This window comes from Pseudomonas sp. NMI760_13 (genome assembly GCF_021283245.1).
Lineage (GTDB): Bacteria > Pseudomonadota > Gammaproteobacteria > Pseudomonadales > Pseudomonadaceae > Aquipseudomonas > Aquipseudomonas peradeniyensis.
Genome location: NZ_JAJSRC010000010.1, coordinates 164,106 through 181,958, shown reverse-complemented (window position 1 = coordinate 181,958; position 17,853 = coordinate 164,106). Strand labels below are relative to the sequence as shown.

Here is a 17,853-nt window from a genome sequence, read left to right as displayed (position 1 = left end):
GGTAATGGCACAGGATTGACTGGCCCGAAACAGATGTAGGAGCGGCCTTGCGTCGCGATGCGCCGCGCGGGCGGCGCTCGATCTCACAGGCGCTGAAAGGCTTGCGTCGGACACCTGGCGGCCCTTACTCGGTCCATGTCATAGAGCATGGCCCGCCGCAGGCGGATTGCGGCATCCATCCGTCTCAGTCCATGGCTACCGGCCACAGCACCGCCTGGGCAGCCACTACATATCCCTTGCTGCTATCGAAGGTCACACTGGGCGAACCATAAAGCTGATAGCCCAAAGCCAGGCTCTCGGAAATACGCTGGCAGAAACTGGCGTCGTCCTTGCCGGTGATCAGGCGATAGACCGGCAGGCCGTTGGGTGGGGTCGAGGGCATCTGAGTATTCCTTTCATGGCAGGCGTCTATCGCGTGCGCGGCCGGGCATCATGCCATAGCTGCCACGTCGATTCGCCTCGGTGGGGCCTGAGCGGGCATGCTCCATACGGATGGCACCGGCTGCGCCGGTATCGCGGGACAAGCCCGCTCCTACAGGGTCTTTGCTTGGCTGGAAATCCTGTCTCAGACACTGCACAGCACCTGTAGGAGCGGGCTTGCCCCGCGATAGCGCCAGCGCGGCCACCCACGCAGCCAACGTCAATCATCGCCAGACATGCCCACTTCAACCACTGCATCCCACGCCGGATGCGCAAACTCAATGGTGTGTCTGCACCTGTGCTGGCACCTGCGCCAACGCGCAGTCCAGCAGCGCGCGTACCGTTTCCATCTCGTGCACCGCCGTCAGCGCCAGCGTTGCACCAAGCGAATGCGGATGTGAGGCCAGCACCGACTGATGGGCCACGATCAGGGCGCAGCGCACGTATTCCGCTGCCTGGATCAGGGTGTCTTCAATGTGATGAGGGGAAGGATTGGATGGCGGTGGATCGGGGACGATCTTCAACATGGCACTGCTCCCTTTGCTTGGAAGATGCCGCCATTCACTACCTTGCAAGTAATGGTGGCGGTCGTGTGCAGGGCTGCAAGACCGGGGCAATAGGAGAAAACCCGGCTGGCCCGAGGGCCACCCACACACAACCGCCATAAATCAGCCACAGACATACGTCGGCGGCATAGCAGTTAGCGCTAGGCTCTGTACGAAATGTATCTGCACTCTCCCATACTGCGTTGAAACGGGGCTCGGAATGCTCATGTACTCCAGTACACTCCGCTTCTTCCCCCCGTTTCGCCTTGTCTGGCCTTCGCGCAGACACATTTCGTACAGACCCTAGGCTTCCTATCACACACAGGCTTGCAGACCCGGTCGCTGAATTGGCAACGACCGAAGGAGCGTAGATTGCTGAGAAAACCGTAGCAATGGCTGGGGAGGGGCAAAAGGATGACTCGGAAATGGACTACAAGCAATGAGGAAAATCTGATCGTTCTGCGGATGTAGGATTAACTTTCAGGCAGCTAAATTGTGGCTTTCACCTGCCTGTTCGGGTATCCAGCATGGATGAAACGACAGTAGCGGCAAGCTGATCCACCATAGTAGCGTCTTGCCTCTACCGCCCGGATGGGTGAGCACGCACTGGAGCGCAAATGGAATTTGTAGAACGTCTCAACGCGATGGCCGCCAAGGTCAACCAACTGGCTTCGAGCATTCAAACTGAAGAAGCCACTAAAACGGCATTCATCATGCCCTTTATCCACTCCGTCCTGGGCTACGACGTTTTCGATCCGTCCGAAGTTGTTCCAGAATACGTCTGTGACGTGGGCACAAAGAAGGGTGAGAAAATTGATTATGCCATTTTGAAAAATGGTGAAATCCAGATCCTCATCGAAACGAAGAAAATTGGCGAGCCCCTCAACATCAACCATGCGAGCCAATTATTCCGCTACTTTCACGTCACAACGGCCAGAATTTCAATACTGACGAATGGGCGGCATTACCGCTTCTTCACAGACCTTGACGCACCGAATAAAATGGATGAAAAGCCATTTTTGGAAATCGACCTTCTCGATATTGATGAGCACGTTATCCCGGAGCTGCAGAAACTTACAAAATCAGCCTTCGACGTTGACTCAATAATCAATGCGGCAGGAGAGCTCAAATACGTCGGGCAGATCAAACGGGTCATCGCGTCACAATTCAGCCAACCTGACGATGACTTCATAAAATTCTTCGCCTCACGCGTCTACGATGGCGTCATCACTCAAAAAGTAAGAGAGCAGTTCAGTTTGCTGACTCGCAAGGCAGCATCTCAATTTTTGAATGACCAGATCAACGATCGCCTGAAGTCAGCCATGAGTGGTGTTTCTTACCCAACCCCTGCTGAAAAGGTTGTTACCGAAACCCAGAGCGAGTCCTCGGATAATGCAGAAGATCGCATTCAAACCACAATGGATGAGTTGGAAGGTTTCCACATAGTCAAAGCTATTGTCCGTACCACTGTGGACTCCAAACGTGTCATCCACCGAGATACACAGAGCTATTTCGGGATTCTACTAGACGACAACAACCGGAAACCGATCACCCGGCTTCACTTCAACCGCTCACAAAAATACATCGGTATTTTCGACAAAGATAAAAATGAGACACGCCACCCCATTAACTCATTAGACGACATCTACGAATTCGCTGATCAGTTAAGGGACACCGTGGGCTACTACGAGTAAAGAAAAGACGCCCTCGCCACTGGAGTGCAGCCAGGGCAAAGGCAACCCTACCTTCTCACCATCAACTGCTCCCCGCCCGATCCCGCACCGGACACTGCGCCCGGTGCAGGTTCAACGCCGTATTGATGATCCCGATATGGCTGAACGCCTGCGGGAAATTCCCCAGCATGCGCTTCCCCGCCGGGTCGTACTGTTCGGCCAGCAGCCCCACGTCATTGCACAAGCCCATCAATCGTTCATACAGCACCTGCGCCTCGTCCTGCCGCCCCAGCAGCACATACACATCCGCCAGCCAGAACGAACACACCAGAAACGTCCCCTCCCCCGGTGTCAGGCCGTCGCTGCAATTGTCGCTGTCGTAGCGCAGCAGCAGGCCGTTGCGCAGCAGGCGCCTTTCGATCTGTTCCAGGGTGCGCAGAAAGCGTGGATCGTCGGCCGGCAGAAAGCCGGTCAGGGCGATCTGCAGCAAGCTCGCGTCCAGCTCCGCCGAGCCGTAGGCCTGGACGAAGTGCCGACCGCCGGCGTCCAGCCCGCGCCGGCAGACCTCGTCACGGATCTCGTCCGCCACCTGGCGGTAATGCCGGCTGCGCTCACGCCCTTCCTCGGTGGTATCGGCCAGACCCGCCGCCCGGTCGAAGGCGACCCAGGCCATGACCTTGGAGTGCACGAAGTGCTGGCGACCGCCCCGTACCTCCCACAGGCCCTCGTCCGGCTCGCGCCAGATGCCTTCCAGGTACGGCAGGATCGCACGGGCGATGGCCGCGCCGCGCGGGTGGCGCGGCAGGCCGCCCTTGATCGCCTGGGTCATGGCGTCGGCCAGTTCGCCGTAGATGTCCAGCTGCAACTGGCCGGCGGCGGCATTGCCGACCCGCACCGGCTGCGAGCCCTCGTAACCCGGTAGCCAGGGCAAGGTAAATTCGGGCAGGTCACGTTCCCCCGCCAGGCCGTACATGATCTGCATCTGCTCGGGATTGCCGGCCACCGAGCGCAGCAGCCATTCACGCCAGGCCTGGGCCTCGTCGAAATAACCCAGGTTCATCAGCGCCAGCAGGGTCATGGTGGCATCGCGCAGCCAGCAGTAGCGGTAGTCCCAGTTGCGCTCGCCGCCGACACGCTCGGGCAGCGACGTGGTGACGGCGGCGACCATGCCGCCGGTAGGCGCGTAGGTCATGGCCTTGAGGGTCAACAGCGAACGACGCACCCGGTCGGTGTAGGGCCCGACATCAGGGCAGCGGGCGGCGAAGGCCCGCCACTGCTCGAGAGTCTGTTCGAAGTCGTGGTCGATATCGCAATCAGGCTGCACGGGCAGGTGCGAGGCCTGGTGGCAGAGGCTGAACACCTGGCGCTGCCCTGCGCACACGCGAAAACGGGCGACGCTGTGGTGGTCGCGGCCATGGGTTTCGGTGCTGCTGCGCAGGATCAGCCGATCAGGACCGGCGACGGCGCTCAGGGTCAGCGGATCGATCTTTTCCACCCAGGGCACGCTGCGGCCGTAGTCGAAGCGCAGCACCAGGTCCATCTCGAAGGCCGTCTCGCCGGCCAGGCCCTCGACGATGCGCAGCACGGCGTTGCGCTCGCCCAAGGGCATGCAGTCGAGCACCCGGGCGCGGCCACTGGCGGTGGTCCAGGTGGTTTCCAGTACCAGGGTGTCGTCGAGGTAGCGGCGAGTGCTGTGCTCGACGGGGTCGCTGGGGGCGATGCGCCAGCGGCCGTTTTCCTCGTTGCCCAGCAAGGCGGCGAACACCGCGGGGGCGTCGAAGCGCGGCAGGCACAGCCAGTCGAGGGCGCCGTCGCGGTTGACCAGGGCGGCGCTGCGGCAGTTGCCGATGAGGGCGTAGTCTTCGATCGGGGCAGGCATCGGGGATCCTCTGGCGGGTTGGCCTGGGTTTGGATGCTTCGCTGCGGCTGGTCGTTCCACTGAGCATTGGTTTAAGCCCTGCGCTGCGAAAAATCCTACATGAAATCAAGACCGTTCCTGTTGGGAGGTCTCCGCCCGCTTCGCCCTAGAGTAAGAACGCCGACGCCTAATGCCAGTCAGTTAGCGCTTCATCGCACTTGTTGGGGCTGCTTTGCAGCCCTTCGCGGGTAAACCCGCTCCCACAGGATCACGCAAACGCTGAATCGAGCGCTGTACCTGTGGGAGCGGCTTTAGCCGCGAACACCGGCATAGCCGGTGCCAGGCACCGCAGCGCCTGCTTCGCGGGCAAGCCTGCTCCCACAGAGATAACAGTTCCCTACGCGATCTCCTATGGAACAACACGTAACTCAGCACTTGAGTTGTGCCGCTGGCGACACGCAGGAACATTGATCCACGGCATTGGTTCGCGAATACCCTGTGCTAGAAATATGCCAGTCAGTAGGCGTCACCGGGGCTGCTACGCAGCCCATCGCCGGCAAGCCGGCTCCCACGGATACAGCGCAGGCTCAGGGAATGCACGCGCCCTGTGGAAGCCGGCTTGCCGGCGAAAGGTCGCAGAGCGGCCCCCTTTCGCTTGACTGGCAAGCATCAGGCCAATGGCTGCTTACAAGGATGAGCACGCCTCCACTCATGCGCACATACCGCGCAGGATCAACCCCCTCAACAAGGACGTTATATGAAGATCGTCGGGCTTTCCGCAATACTGCCGTCACGCCAAGTCACCAACCAGGACGTCATCAACCTGGTCGAACAACACTCCAGGGACACCTTCCAGGAGGACTTGCCGAAAACCTTGAAGACCATCGGCAAGTTGCTGGAAAAAAGCGGCAGCGACACCCGCCATTGGCTGGCGGCTGACGAGACGCCGATGGCACTGATGGAAGCGGCGTTCGACGCGGCGCTGGCTCAGGCCAATATCAGCAAGGCCGACCTGGACCTGCTGATCTATCCCAACGTTACCCGCGGCTTTATCGAGCCGGCCAACAGTACCTTCATCGCCAAGGCGCTGGGCCTGAACTGCCGCAACTTCGATGTGGTCGATGCCTGCAACGGCTGGGTGACGGCCATGGACGTCATCAACAGCAAGATGCAAGCCGGTGAAATCCGCTACGCCGCCATCGTCAACATGGAGTTCGGCATGTCGGAAGGCGGGCCGGTGATGCCCAAGAACTTCTCGTTGCAGTCGCCGGCCGAGCTGGCCTACAAGTTCCCGAGCTTCACCATTGGCGAGGCCGCCGTCGTCACCATCCTGAGTAACGAGGCACCGGGGAACTTCAAGTTCTCCTATATCAACCGCCCTGACCTGAGTGACTTGTCGACGATCTCCTTGCCGGACTGGAAGCTATTCTGCAACGAGGCCGATATCGCCAAGATCGAGCCTACCGGTGGCCAGTACCAGTTCAACTCCTATGCCGCCGCCCTGCATGAAGACGGGCGCAACGAAGCAATCAAAGTCTTCAACCTGCAGAAACTCACCGCGGACGACGTGCACAAGGTGTTCATCCACACCGGCTCGCCAAAGATGTGGGAACACATTGGCCAGATGATCGGCGTCGATCACAAGTTGCATCACGTCGGGCACAAGACCGGCAACATCATTACCGCGTCGATCCCCTTCGGCATCTTTGATGCCATGAGCCGCGGCGAAGCCGAGCCAGGCCAGTTCTGCATGGGCTGGGCGGGCAGTGGCGGGATGGTGTTCTCGGCGCTGTCGTTTACCTTGTAGGGCTGCTCTGAAGACCTGCCGCCGTGCTGCAACGGCGGCAGGTCGCTGCTCCCGCTGGCGTCACCCCAGCGTGTGCCACTCGCGCTTGTCCCGCGCCAGCAGCTCGTCGCCGGCCTCGGGGCCATCCTCCCCCGCCGCATACCCGTGCACTTCGCCGCCCTCAGCCGCCCAGGCATCGAGGAACGGTTGCACCGCGCGCCAGCCGTTCTCGATGTTGTCGGCACGCTGGAACAGGGTCTGGTCACCGGTGAGGCAGTCGTAGATCAGCGTCTCGTAACCGGTCGCCGGGGTCATCTTGAAGAAGTCCTTGTAGGCGAAGCCCATCTCGACATTCTCCATCACCAGCTCCGGCCCCGGGCGCTTGGCCTGCAGGTCGAACCACATGCCCTCGTTGGGCTGGATCTGGATCTTCAGGTAATTGGGCTTGGGCCGCTCCAGCTCGCTTTCGCGAAACTGCGCGTAGGGCGCCGGCTTGAAGCAGATGGCGATCTCGGTGTCGCGCACGCTCATGCGCTTGCCGGTGCGCAGGTAGAACGGCACCCCGGCCCAGCGCCAGTTGTCGATCATCACCTTGAGGGCGACGTAGGTCTCGGTCTGGCTGTGCGCGGCGACGTTGGCCTCCTCGCGGTAGCCGGGGAGCTGCTTGCGGCCCTGCTTGCCGGCGCTGTACTGGCCACGCACGGAATTGCGCAGGGCCATCTTCTGCGACCAGGGGCGGATGGCGCCGATCACCTTGGCCTTTTCACCGCGCACGGCGTCGGCGCCGAAGGCCGCCGGCGGCTCCATGGCGACCATGGCCAGCAGCTGGAACAGGTGGTTGGGCACCATGTCGCGCAGGGCGCCGGTGTTGTCGTAGAACGCCCCGCGCGTCTCGACGCCGACGGTCTCGGCGGCGGTGATCTGCACGTGGTCGATGTAATGATTGTTCCAGAACGATTCGAACAGGCCGTTGGAGAAACGGCTGACCAGGATGTTCTGGACGGTCTCCTTGCCCAGGTAATGGTCGATGCGAAAGATTTGCCGCTCGTTCATCACCTTGAGCAGGCGGGCGTTGAGCGCCTCGGCGCTGGCCAGGTCAGTGCCGAAGGGCTTTTCCACCACCACCCGGCGAAAGCCCCCGCCCGACTCGTCGAGCAGGCCGGCATCGCCCAGGCGCTGGGCCACCTCGGGGAAGAAGCGTGGCGAGGTGGCCAGGTAGAAGATGGCGTTGCCGTGGCGCGTCTTGTCGATGCGCCGGGCCAGGGCCTGGTAAGTCTGCGGATCGAGGAAATCGCCGGTCTGGTAGTCCAGGCGCTTGGCCAGGCGTGCCCAGAGCTTCTCGTCCAGGCACTTGCCGGCGTCGCGCTCGGTCATGAAGGCATGCAGGCGCTCGGCGAACGCCTCGGCCGTGGCGGCGTTGTGGTCGACCCCGACGATGCGCATGTTGCGATCGAGCAGGCCGTCACGGCTGAGGTTGTACAGCGCCGGCATCAGCAGGCGCTTGACCAGGTCGCCGCTGGCGCCGAACAGGAACAGGGTGCAGGGCGGCGCAGCGGGGATGGTCGATTTGCTCATTCAGTCCTTCTTCTTCTCGACGTGGCCGCCAAAGCCCAGGCGCATGGCGGAGAGGATCTTGTCACCGTAGGTGCCCTGCTGTTGACGCGAGCGGAAGCGGGCGAACAGCGCGCTGGACAGCACCGGCACCGGCACCGCCTGCTCGACGGCGGCGTCGATGGTCCAGCGGCCTTCGCCACTGTCGGACACCGAACCGCTGAATTCGGTCAGCTGCGGGTCGGCGACCAGCGCGTCGGCGGTCAGGTCCAGCAGCCAGGAGGTGACCACGCTGCCACGGCGCCACACTTCGGCGATCTCGGCGACGTTGAGGTCGAAGCGCTGGTCTTCCGGCAATTCCGGGCCGCCCTTGCTGCGCAGCAGGTCGAAGCCTTCGGCGTAGGCCTGCATCAGGCCGTACTCGATGCCGTTGTGCACCATCTTCACGTAGTGGCCGGCACCGGGCGGGCCGGCGTGGATGTAGCCGTGCTCGGCGCGCTCATGCTCGCCGCTGCGGCCCTGGGTGCGCGGAATGTCGCCGACGCCCGGGGCAAGGGCCTTGAACAGCGGTTCCAGGCGCTCGAACACGGCCTTCTCGCCGCCGATCATCATGCAGTAGCCACGGTCCAGGCCCCACACGCCGCCGGAGGTGCCGACGTCGAGGTAGTGCAGGCCACGCTTGCCCAGCTCGGCGGCGCGGCGCACGTCGTCCTTGTAGAAGGTGTTGCCGCCATCGATGATGGCGTCGCCCGGCTCGAGCAGGTCGGCCAGCTGGGCGATGGTCTGCTCGGTGATTTCGCCCGCGGGCAGCATGACCCACACCGCCCGCGGCGCCTTGAGTTTCTGCACCAGCGCACCCAGGTCGTGGGCGCCCACGGCACCTTCGCCTTCCAGGGTGGTGATGGCTTCGCGGTTGCGATCGTGGACCACAGTGCTGTGACCTGCGCGCATCAGGCGCCTTGCGATATTGCCGCCCATGCGGCCAAGCCCGATGATTCCCAGTTGCATGTGACGACGCTCCCGTTGGTTTTGCTTTACAACAATTGACGATTTCAGATTAGTCCAGCGTTCTGGCGTAGGGTTCACCGACGAACGGGGCGACAACGATAAACAAAAAAGTTCCCAAGGGCCTGCGAAGAATTCAGAATGCGCGCCGCGCGAAGCGACTACGCTTCAAATTGTCACCAGCCATGCGAGGTGTGCCATGGGTACCCTGATGCCAGCCACTCCCACCCAGACCCTCTACGTCACCGTGCGCCGCGACGAGCTGCGCCAGTTGAAAGACGAACGTGACCAGCTGCGCCAGCAGGTCGCCCAGCTGAACCTGCTGCTGGAGCAGGCCCGCGTGCAAGGCAAGGCCGCCGGTCTCTGATTCACCCATCCCGTGTGGGAGCGCCCTGGCTCCCACCCTCTCGCTGACGCCCTTTCCTGTTGCCGTATCGCGCCCGTCGCGGGTCGAACCCGTTGCGTTGCGCTGCGACCCTCATATTTTGCAACAACTCGCCAACGTTTGCGCGGACAAACGCCCTCGAGAAAAATGACCAACGGGTCACTTTTCTCGCATTTCGTCTCCTACACTCCAGTTTCGGCCCGCGTTTTGCTCATAAAAAAGTGACGTAAAAAAGTCGAACTTTGCAGAACACGGGCAGGTCAGGACTTAAGTGGGCCGACGCAAAAGGACTTCCTCACGTCAAGCCCGCCCACCCCAACCAGTTCATACGTCTTTCGGCCGGAATGCCGAACGTGCCGTGCCTGCGCGCACGTATCTGGGGCAAGGACCGCACTACGAAGATGCAACAACGATCAGAGAGCACACCCACGAGCCAACGTTAAGCACACACCAGAACAAGGGACGGAGAGAAGTATGATCAGTGCCGCTGTCGAACCTCACGTAGAGTCATTCAACCCGGATAGCCGCGAGCCGCTGCCATCGGCGCTCGCCCCGACAGTCAAGGCACCCGGCGCCCAGCGCCAGCACAATCCGAACAAGCGCAAGATCCTGTTCGTCACCTCGGAGATCGCCGACCTGGTCAAGACCGGCGGCCTGGGCGACGTCTCCTCCGCCCTGCCCCGCGCCCTGGCGCACCTGCACGACGTGCGGGTGCTGATCCCCGGTTACCGCCAGGTGATGGAAAGCGACAACCCCATCCATATCGTCGGCGAACTGGGCGGCCATGCGGCCCTGCCACCGTGCAAGATCGGGCGCATGGACCTGGCCGACGGCCTGGTGATCTACGTGCTGATCTGCCCCGAGCTGTACCAGCGCGACGGCACGCCCTACGGCGCCAACAACGGCCGCGACTGGCCCGACAACCATATTCGCTTCGCCCGCCTGGGCCTGGCGGCGGCGGAAATCGCCGCCGGCGAAGGCATGGCCCACTGGCGCCCCGACCTGGTGCACGCCCACGACTGGCCGGCCGGGCTGGCCCCGGCCTACATGCACTGGCGCGGCCTGAGCACGCCGACCCTGTTCACCATCCACAACCTGGCCTACCAGGGCGTGTACAGCCGCGGCTGCAGCCCGGAGCTGGCGATCCCCGACCACGCCATGCAGCAGGAAGGCATGGAGTTCTACGGCAAGCTGTCGTTCCTCAAGGCCGGGCTGGCCTACTCCAGCCACATCACCACGGTCAGCGCCACCTACGCCCGTGAGATCACCACCCCCGAGTTCGGCTGCGGCCTGGACGGTTTCCTTGCCAGCAAGGCCCAACAAGGGCTGCTCGGCGGCATCCCCAACGGCATCGACGAAAGCTGGGACGCGGCCACCGACCAGCACCTGCACCACAACTTCAGCCTCAACGACTGGGCCGGCAAGGCGCGCAACGCCCAGCAGGTGCGTGAGCTGTTCGAACTGGAGCCGTCGGACGGGCCGCTGTTCGCCGTAGTGTCGCGGCTGGTCTACCAGAAAGGCCTGGACCTGACCCTGGGAGTGGCCGACTACATCGTCCAACAGGGCGGTCAGATCGCCATCATCGGCCGCGGCGAACCCGAGGAGGAACAGGCCATGCGCGAGCTGGCCCTGCGTCATCCTGGGCGTATCGGCGTGCGCATCGGCTTCAACGAGACCGACGCCCGGCGCATGTTCGCAGGCAGCGATTTCCTGCTGATGCCATCGCGCTACGAGCCCTGCGGCCTGAGCCAGATGTACGCCCAGCGCTACGGCTCGCTGCCGGTGGCGCGCAACACCGGCGGGCTGGCCGACACCATCGACAACGGTGTAACAGGCTTCCTGTTCGACGACTCGACCGTCGACAGCTACCGCGAGGCCCTGGCCCGCGCCTTCTATGTGTACGGCAAGAAGAACCTGCTGAACGCCATGCGCTGCCTGTCGATGACCCAGCCGTTCAACTGGTGCCAGGCGGTGGAGCCCTACGCCCGGCTGTACGAAGACCTGGTCAGGCAGGCGCAGCACGCCCACTACTGAGCGGAGAGCCGGCGATGCACAAGCATGGCGCACAGTTGATGGACGCCACGTCGGCGCGCTTCGCCCTCTGGGCGCCGGATGCGCGCAGCGTGAGCGTGGCGATCGGGCAGCGGCCGCCCGTGGCGCTGCTGCGCGACGGCGATGGCTGGTACACCGGTGTCGAGCCCTGTCAGGCGGGCGAGCATTACCACTATTGCATCGACGATGAGCTGCAGGTGCCCGACCCGGCGTCGCGCTATCAGCCCGAGGGCGTGCACGGCCCCAGCGCGCTGGTGGATGTCGGCGCTTATCCGTGGCGGCACCCGTGGCAGGGCCGGCCCTGGCACGAGGCGGTGATCCAGGAGCTGCACGTGGGCCTGCTCGGCGGCTACGACGGCGTGGCCAAGGTGCTGCCGCGCCTGGCCGAGCTGGGCATCAGCGCCATCGAGCTGATGCCCCTGGGGCAGTTCCCCGGCGCGCGCAACTGGGGCTACGACGGCGTGCTGCCGTTCGCCCCGCAGCACAGCTACGGCACGCCGCAGGCGCTGTGTGGCCTGGTCGACCAGGCCCACGGCCACGGCCTGATGGTGCTGGTGGACGTGGTCTACAACCACTTCGGCCCAGACGGCAACTACCTGCACCGCTACGCCAGCCCGTTTTTCCGCGAGGACCGGCAGACGCCCTGGGGCGCGGCCATCGATTTTCGCCGCGCCGAGGTGCGCGAGTACTTCATCCAGAACGCGCTGATGTGGCTGTGCGACTACCGCTGTGACGGCCTGCGCCTGGACGCGGTGCACGCCATCGACCAACCGGACTTTCTCGTCGAGCTGGCACAGCGGGTGCGCGCCGCCGTCGAGCCCGGGCGGCAGGTGTGGCTGGTGCTGGAAAACGAGCACAACCAGGCCGCGCTGCTGCAACAGGGTTTCGACGCGCAGTGGAACGACGACGGCCACAACGCCCTGCATGTGCTGCTGACCGGCGAGACCGAAGGCTACTACGCCGACTACAAGGAGCGGCCGATCGACCAGCTGGCCCGCTGCCTGGCCGAAGGCTTCGTGTTCCAGGGCCAGCCCGACCGCCACGGCACGCCACGGGGCGAACCCAGCGGCCACCTGCCACCGAGCGCCTTCGTGCTGTTTTTGCAGAACCACGACCAGGTCGGCAACCGCGCCCTGGGCGAACGCCTCACCCGCCTCTGCCCGCCGCCGGCCCTGCGCGCTGCCACCGCGCTGTTGCTACTGGCGCCGATGATCCCGCTGCTGTTCATGGGTGACGACGACGGCAGCCGCGAGCCGTTCCTGTTCTTCACCGACTTTCACGATGAGCTGGCCGACGCGGTGCGTGAGGGGCGGCGCGGCGAGTTCGCCCATTTCGACGCCTTTGCCGACCCGCGCAAACGCGAACAGATCCCCGACCCGAATGCCGAGGCGACCTTTGCCTCGTCCCGGCCCCGGCACCAGGATGTGCTGGCCGGCTGGCACGGCCTGTACCAGCAACTGCTCGACCTGCGCCGCCGCCATGTCATCGCGCACCTGCCCGGTACCCGGGCCCTCGGCGCCGAGGTGCTCGGCGACCAGGCGCTGACCGCCCGTTGGCGCCTGGGCAACGGCTGCGAGCTGCGCATCGACCTCAACCTCGCCGCCCAGCCCCAGCCGGTCGCGCTGCCCGCCCTGCAACGGCGCCTGTACGACAGCAGCGACAACGCCCACCCCGACTCGACCCTTGCCGCGCACAGCTGCGTGGTCAGCCTGCTGCCCCCCGACCAGGAGACGCCATGAGCGAACAGCCCCTCCACCGCCTGGCCGCGCGGGTCGGCCTGGCCCGCGACTGGATCGACGCCAACAACCGCCCGCAGCAGGTCAGCGACGAGGTATTGCGCCGGGTGCTCGCAGGCCTCGGCCACCCGGCCGACGATGCCGCCGCCATCGCCGCCAGCCTGCGCGCCGTCGAGCAGGCCGAGGACAGCGAACACCTGCCGCCGCTGCTGACCGTCGATGTCGGCCAGCCCCTGGACCTGCAACGCTATTTCAGCGCCGACCGCCAGGCGCACTGCACCCTGGAGGACGGCAGCCAGCGCAACCTGGCCCTGGACGCCCAGGCGCGCCTGCCGGGCGAGCTGCCGCTGGGCTACCACCGCGTGGACATCGATGGGCGCAGCTTCAGCGTGGCCGTGGCACCGCCGCGCTGCCATGCCCTGGAGGACCGCGTCGAGCAGCAACCGCCGCGCTGCTGGGGCATCGCGGCGCAGCTGTACAGCCTGCGCCGCCCAGGCGATGGCGGCTACGGCGACTGCCTGGCCCTGGAGCAACTGGCGCGCAACGCCGCCGAGCGCGGCGCCGATGCCCTGGCGATCAGCCCGATCCACACCCTGTCGGCATTCGACCAGCGCCACTTCAGCCCCTACTCGCCCTCCAGCCGGCTGCTGCGCAACGTGCTCTACGCCAGCCCCGGTGTCGTCTTTGGCGAGCGCGAGGTGCGCATGGCCATCGAGGCCTGCGACCTGCAGGCGACACTCGACACGCTGGAACAGCAGGCCCTGGTGGACTGGCCACGGGCCGCCGACGCCCGCCTGCGCCTGCTCGAGACGCTCTACCGGCAGTTCAGCCAGGGCGAGCATCCGCTTCGCCAGGATTTCGACAGTTTCCGCGCCAGCGCCGGCGAGCAACTGGAGCACCATTGCCGCTTCGAAGTGCTGCAGGCCGAGGCGGTCAGTACCGGCCTGGGCGCCGACTGGCGCCGCTGGCCCAAGGCCTGGCACGATCCCTACCACCCCGAGGTCGAGGCCTTCGCCAACGCCTACCCGGCGCGGGTCGAGTTCCATGCCTTCTGCCAGTGGCTGACCGAGCGCAGCCTGCAACGGGCCCAGGACGCGGCGCGCGGCAACGGCATGGCGGTGGGCCTGATCGCCGACCTGGCGGTGGGGGCCGACGGCGCCGGCAGCCAGGCCTGGAGCCGCCAGGACGAACTGCTGGCCGAGCTCAAGGTCGGCGCACCGCCGGACATCCTCAACCGCTCCGGCCAGGACTGGGGCATCTGCGCCTTCTCCCCCGAGGGCCTCAAGCGCAACGGCTACCGCGCCTTCATCGAGATGCTGCGGGCCAACCTGGCCCATGCCGGCGGCCTGCGCATCGACCATGTGATGGGCCTGCGCCGGCTGTGGCTGATCCCCCGTGGAGCCACACCCAGCGAAGGCGCCTACCTGGACTATCCGCTGGACGACCTGCTGCGCCTGCTGGCGCTGGAATCGGCGCGGCACCAGGCGATCATCCTCGGCGAGGACCTGGGCACCGTGCCCGAGGGCCTGCGCGAACGCCTGGCCGACAAGGCCGTGCTGGGCATGCGCGTGCTGCCGTTCGAGCAGGCCGCGCCCGGGCAGTTCAAGCCGATCCTCGACTGGCCGGACAACGCCCTGGCCACCACCGGCACCCATGATCTGGCGCCCCTGGCCGGCTGGCTGGTGGGTCGCGACATCGACTGGAACCATCGCCTGCAACTGATCGACGCCGCCACCGAACTGCACTGGCGCCACACCCGGGCCGTGGAGCGCGACGGCCTGCGCCGCACCCTGGAGCAGAACTACGGGCCACTGCGCGGCGACGACGCGCTGATCGACGCGGCGATCCGCTACATTGGCCATACCCGCGCGCCGCTGGTGCTGGTGCCGCTGGAGGACCTGCTGGGCTGCGACGAGCAGGCCAACCTGCCCGGCACCACCGAAGGCCACCCCAACTGGCGCCGGCGCTTCCAGGCGCCGGTACGCGACCTGCTCGACGACGAGGACGCCGCCCGCCGCCTGGAGCTGCTGGCCCAGGCCCGCGAACAGGCCTGGGAGCGTGATCGATGAAACCGTTGACCGCCACCCTGCGCCTGCAGCTGCACAGCGACTTCACCCTGGATGACGCGGTGCCGCTGGTGCCCTACTTCGCCCGGCTAGGCGTCAGCCATCTGTACGCTTCGCCGATCCTCACCGCCCGTGCCGGCTCCCGGCATGGCTACGACGTGGTCGACCCGACCCGGGTCAACCCCGAGCTTGGCGGCGAGGCGGCGCTCGAACGCCTGGTGGCCGCCCTGCGCCAGCACGGCATGGGGCTGATCCTCGACACCGTGTCCAACCACATGGCCGTGGGCGGCGCCGACAATCCCTGGTGGCAGAGCCTGCTGGCCTGGGGGCGGCGCAGCCCATATGCGGAATTCTTCGACATCCAGTGGCATTCCAGTGATCCGTTGCTGGCCGGGCAGCTGTTGCTGCCGTTCCTTGGCAGCGACTACGGCGCGGCTCTGAAGAGCGGCGAAATCCCACTGACCTTCGACGCGCCACAGGGGCGTTTCGAGGTGACCCACCATGAACATCGCTTCCCGATCTGCCCGCTGGACTATGGGCGGATCCTTGGTCAGGCCGAGGATCCGCGCCTGCAGGCACTGGCCGCGCACTTCAGTGCCCTCGGCGAGACCGACGACCCGCTGGCCGAGGCCCTGCCCCTGCACCGCGAACTGACCCGCCTGAGCGCTGCCGGCGCGGACCTGCAATCGGCCCTCGGCGCCTTCGACAGCCGCACCGAGGCCGGTTTCAAGCGCCTGCACCTGCTGCTGGAACGCCAGACCTACCGCCTGGCCAGCTGGCGCACCGCCGCCGACGACATCAACTGGCGGCGCTTCTTCGACATCAACGAACTCGGCGGCCTGCGCGTGGAGCGCGCGGTGGTGTTCGAGGCCACCCATGCCAAGCTGTTCGAGCTGATCGAACGCGGCCTGGTGGACGGCCTGCGCATCGACCATATCGACGGCCTGGCCGACCCGCGCCGCTACTGCCGCAACCTGCGCCGCCGGGTCGACCGCTTGCTGGCGCGACGGCCACTGGATGCCGCGCTGGCACACTTCCCGATCTATGTGGAGAAGATCCTCGGCGCCGACGAACACCTGCACCGTGACTGGCTCACCGACGGCACCACCGGCTACGAGTTCATGAACCAGGTGTCGCTGCTGCAGCACGATCCCGCTGGCGAGGGGCCGCTGGGCGAGCTGTGGAGCGCCGTCAGCGAGCGCCCTGAATTCACCGAGGAGGTGCGCAGCGCCCGCCACCTGGTGCTCAACGCCAGCCTGGCCGGCGACTGCGAGTCGGTGGCCCAGGCCCTGCTGCAGGTGGCCCGCGACGACCTGATGACCCGCGACCTCACCCTCGGCGCCATTCGCCGGGCGCTGCAGGCGCTGGTCGAGCACTACCCGGTGTATCGCACCTATATCAACGCCTGTGGCCGCCCCGCCGAGGACGAGGCGTTCTTCCAGCAGGCGCTGGCCGGGGCGCGCCAGTCGCTGGGCGAAGCCGACTGGCCGCTGCTCGAGCAGCTCGAGCGCTGGCTCGGTGGTCAACCGTGGCGCCGCCTGCCGCCGGGCCGACCGCGCAAGCACCTGCGCCATGCCTGCGTGCGCTTCCAGCAACTGACCGCGCCCAGCGCCGCCAAGGCCGTCGAGGACACCGCGTTCTATCGCTCGGCCCGCCTGCTGTCGCGCAACGACGTGGGCTTCGACGCCGAGCGTTTCAGCGCCGCGCCGACCTGGTTCCACAACGAAGCCCAGCGCCGCCTGCGCGATTTTCCCGACAACCTGCTGGCCACCGCCACCCACGATCACAAGCGCGGCGAGGACTGCCGGGCGCGGTTGGCCGTGCTCAGCGAACACGGCCCCTGGCTGGCCAGCCGTGTCGAGCACTGGCGCGAACTGGCCGCGCCGCTGCGCGAGGCACTGGACGATGGCGAGGCCCCCAGCCCCGGCGACGAACTGCTGCTGTTGCAGACCCTGCTCGGCAGCTGGCCGCTGACCCTCGACCTGCAGGATCCGGCGGCCCTGCGCGCCTATGCCGAACGCATCCGCCAATGGCAGCGCAAGGCCCTGCGCGAAGCCAAGCTGCGCAGCAGCTGGGCCGCGCCGAACGAACGCTACGAGCAGGCCTGCGCAGCCTATGTCGACGGCCTGCTGCTGGACGACGAGAACCAGCAACTGCGCCAGTCCCTGCACGAAGCGGCGCGCCGCCTGGCCTGCCCCGGCGCCCTGAACGGCCTGGCGCAATGCCTGCTGCGCATGACCACGCCTGGGGTGCCGGACCTGTACCAGGGCAACGAGTACTGGGACTTGTCCCTGGTCGACCCGGACAACCGCCGCCCGGTGGACTACCCTGCAAGACGGGCCAGCCTGGACGACGCCACGCCGCTGGCCGAGCTGCTCGTCCACTGGCGCGACGGCCGTGTGAAGCAAGCCCTGGTAGCCCGGGTGCTGGACGCCCGCCAGGCCCACCCCGAACTGTTCCAGCGTGGCGCCTACCTGCCGCTTGCCGTGCGCGGGCGCCATGCCGACAAGGTGCTGGCCTTCGCCCGCCTGGGCGAGGACGCCCGCGCCATCATCGTCGTACCGCGGCTGGCCAGCACCCTGCTGGGCCCGGCCGCCACCCCGTTGATCCCGGCACAGAACTGGGACGATACCCGGCTTGTCCTGCCGTTTGCCTTGTCGCCTGCCAACTGCTCGGGACTTTTCGGCGGCGGTGCTGTCACCCCTTCAAGGGAGCTGATGTTGAGCGCCGTGCTGATGGAGTTTCCAGTCAACCTGTTGATTGAACATGCCTAACT

Annotated in this window: 12 protein-coding genes; 7 read left to right on the top strand and 5 right to left on the bottom strand. The window is 65.6% G+C overall.

Going from position 1 to position 17,853, the window contains the following annotated elements; genetic code table 11:
• Positions 1-184: 184 nt before the first annotated feature.
• Both LU671_RS13555 and LU671_RS13550 read right to left on the bottom strand, forming a co-directional pair.
• Positions 185-382: a DUF1737 domain-containing protein gene (locus LU671_RS13555; RefSeq protein ID WP_232855917.1), complete on the bottom strand. Its 198-nt coding sequence runs from the start codon at positions 380-382 to the stop codon at positions 185-187.
• Between the two features lie 316 nt (positions 383-698).
• On the bottom strand, positions 699-947 hold the full coding sequence (locus LU671_RS13550) for a hypothetical protein (protein ID WP_232855916.1): 249 nt from the start codon (positions 945-947) through the stop codon (positions 699-701).
• A 635-nt stretch (positions 948-1,582) separates the two neighbouring features.
• Here LU671_RS13550 and LU671_RS13545 point away from each other — a divergent pair.
• Positions 1,583-2,659 (top strand): type I restriction endonuclease, encoded by a 1,077-nt coding sequence (locus tag LU671_RS13545; RefSeq protein ID WP_232855915.1) that lies wholly within the window; start codon positions 1,583-1,585, stop codon positions 2,657-2,659.
• Positions 2,660-2,720: 61 nt separating this feature from the next.
• Here LU671_RS13545 and LU671_RS13540 read toward each other — a convergent pair whose 3' ends face one another.
• Positions 2,721-4,517, bottom strand: coding sequence for a glycoside hydrolase family 15 protein (locus tag LU671_RS13540; RefSeq protein WP_232855914.1), 1,797 nt, complete (start codon positions 4,515-4,517; stop codon positions 2,721-2,723).
• 736 nt (positions 4,518-5,253) lie between these two features.
• Here LU671_RS13540 and LU671_RS13535 point away from each other — a divergent pair.
• The gene (locus LU671_RS13535; protein ID WP_186732622.1) at positions 5,254-6,303 is read left to right on the top strand and encodes a 3-oxoacyl-[acyl-carrier-protein] synthase III C-terminal domain-containing protein; all 1,050 of its coding nucleotides are present in this window, start codon (positions 5,254-5,256) and stop codon (positions 6,301-6,303) included.
• Between the two features lie 60 nt (positions 6,304-6,363).
• Here LU671_RS13535 and zwf read toward each other — a convergent pair whose 3' ends face one another.
• Together zwf and gnd are read right to left on the bottom strand one after the other, a co-directional pair.
• Positions 6,364-7,857 (bottom strand): glucose-6-phosphate dehydrogenase, encoded by a 1,494-nt coding sequence (gene zwf, locus LU671_RS13530; RefSeq protein WP_232855913.1) that lies wholly within the window; start codon positions 7,855-7,857, stop codon positions 6,364-6,366.
• Positions 7,858-8,877: a phosphogluconate dehydrogenase (NAD(+)-dependent, decarboxylating) gene (gene gnd / locus LU671_RS13525; RefSeq protein WP_256206016.1), complete on the bottom strand. Its 1,020-nt coding sequence runs from the start codon at positions 8,875-8,877 to the stop codon at positions 7,858-7,860.
• A 160-nt stretch (positions 8,878-9,037) separates the two neighbouring features.
• Here gnd and LU671_RS13520 point away from each other — a divergent pair, with 160 nt between their 5' ends.
• From LU671_RS13520 to LU671_RS13500, 5 genes are all read left to right on the top strand, one after another.
• A complete protein-coding gene (locus LU671_RS13520) occupies positions 9,038-9,205 on the top strand; it encodes a DUF6026 family protein (RefSeq protein ID WP_220037411.1) in 168 nt (55 codons plus the stop codon).
• A gap of 492 nt (positions 9,206-9,697) precedes the next feature.
• Positions 9,698-11,257: a glycogen synthase GlgA gene (gene glgA / locus LU671_RS13515; RefSeq protein WP_232855912.1), complete on the top strand. Its 1,560-nt coding sequence runs from the start codon at positions 9,698-9,700 to the stop codon at positions 11,255-11,257.
• A 14-nt stretch (positions 11,258-11,271) separates the two neighbouring features.
• Positions 11,272-13,014 carry a malto-oligosyltrehalose trehalohydrolase gene (gene treZ / locus LU671_RS13510; protein WP_232855911.1) on the top strand — a complete coding sequence of 581 codons (1,743 nt, stop codon included), beginning with the start codon at positions 11,272-11,274 and terminating at the stop codon, positions 13,012-13,014.
• Positions 13,011-15,080 carry a 4-alpha-glucanotransferase gene (gene malQ / locus LU671_RS13505; protein WP_203647328.1) on the top strand — a complete coding sequence of 690 codons (2,070 nt, stop codon included), beginning with the start codon at positions 13,011-13,013 and terminating at the stop codon, positions 15,078-15,080. The genes treZ and malQ overlap by 4 nt, the downstream gene beginning before the upstream one ends.
• The gene (locus LU671_RS13500) at positions 15,077-17,851 is read left to right on the top strand and encodes a malto-oligosyltrehalose synthase (RefSeq protein ID WP_232855910.1); all 2,775 of its coding nucleotides are present in this window, start codon (positions 15,077-15,079) and stop codon (positions 17,849-17,851) included. Before malQ ends, LU671_RS13500 begins: the two co-directional genes overlap by 4 nt.
• Positions 17,852-17,853: the final 2 nt, after the last annotated feature.

Bases quoted from the DNA above. Each gene is read 5' to 3' on its own strand.
- glgA (WP_232855912.1), top strand. From the start codon at position 9,698: ATGATCAGTGCCGCTGTCGAACCTCACGTAGAGTCATTCAACCCGGAT.
- LU671_RS13500 (WP_232855910.1), top strand. From the start codon at position 15,077: ATGAAACCGTTGACCGCCACCCTGCGCCTGCAGCTGCACAGCGACTTC.
- malQ (WP_203647328.1), top strand. From the start codon at position 13,011: ATGAGCGAACAGCCCCTCCACCGCCTGGCCGCGCGGGTCGGCCTGGCC.
- LU671_RS13520 (WP_220037411.1), top strand. From the start codon at position 9,038: ATGGGTACCCTGATGCCAGCCACTCCCACCCAGACCCTCTACGTCACC.
- LU671_RS13540 (WP_232855914.1), bottom strand. From the start codon at position 4,517: ATGCCTGCCCCGATCGAAGACTACGCCCTCATCGGCAACTGCCGCAGC.
- LU671_RS13555 (WP_232855917.1), bottom strand. From the start codon at position 382: ATGCCCTCGACCCCACCCAACGGCCTGCCGGTCTATCGCCTGATCACC.
- LU671_RS13535 (WP_186732622.1), top strand. From the start codon at position 5,254: ATGAAGATCGTCGGGCTTTCCGCAATACTGCCGTCACGCCAAGTCACC.
- LU671_RS13545 (WP_232855915.1), top strand. From the start codon at position 1,583: ATGGAATTTGTAGAACGTCTCAACGCGATGGCCGCCAAGGTCAACCAA.
- zwf (WP_232855913.1), bottom strand. From the start codon at position 7,857: ATGAGCAAATCGACCATCCCCGCTGCGCCGCCCTGCACCCTGTTCCTG.
- LU671_RS13550 (WP_232855916.1), bottom strand. From the start codon at position 947: ATGTTGAAGATCGTCCCCGATCCACCGCCATCCAATCCTTCCCCTCAT.
- treZ (WP_232855911.1), top strand. From the start codon at position 11,272: ATGCACAAGCATGGCGCACAGTTGATGGACGCCACGTCGGCGCGCTTC.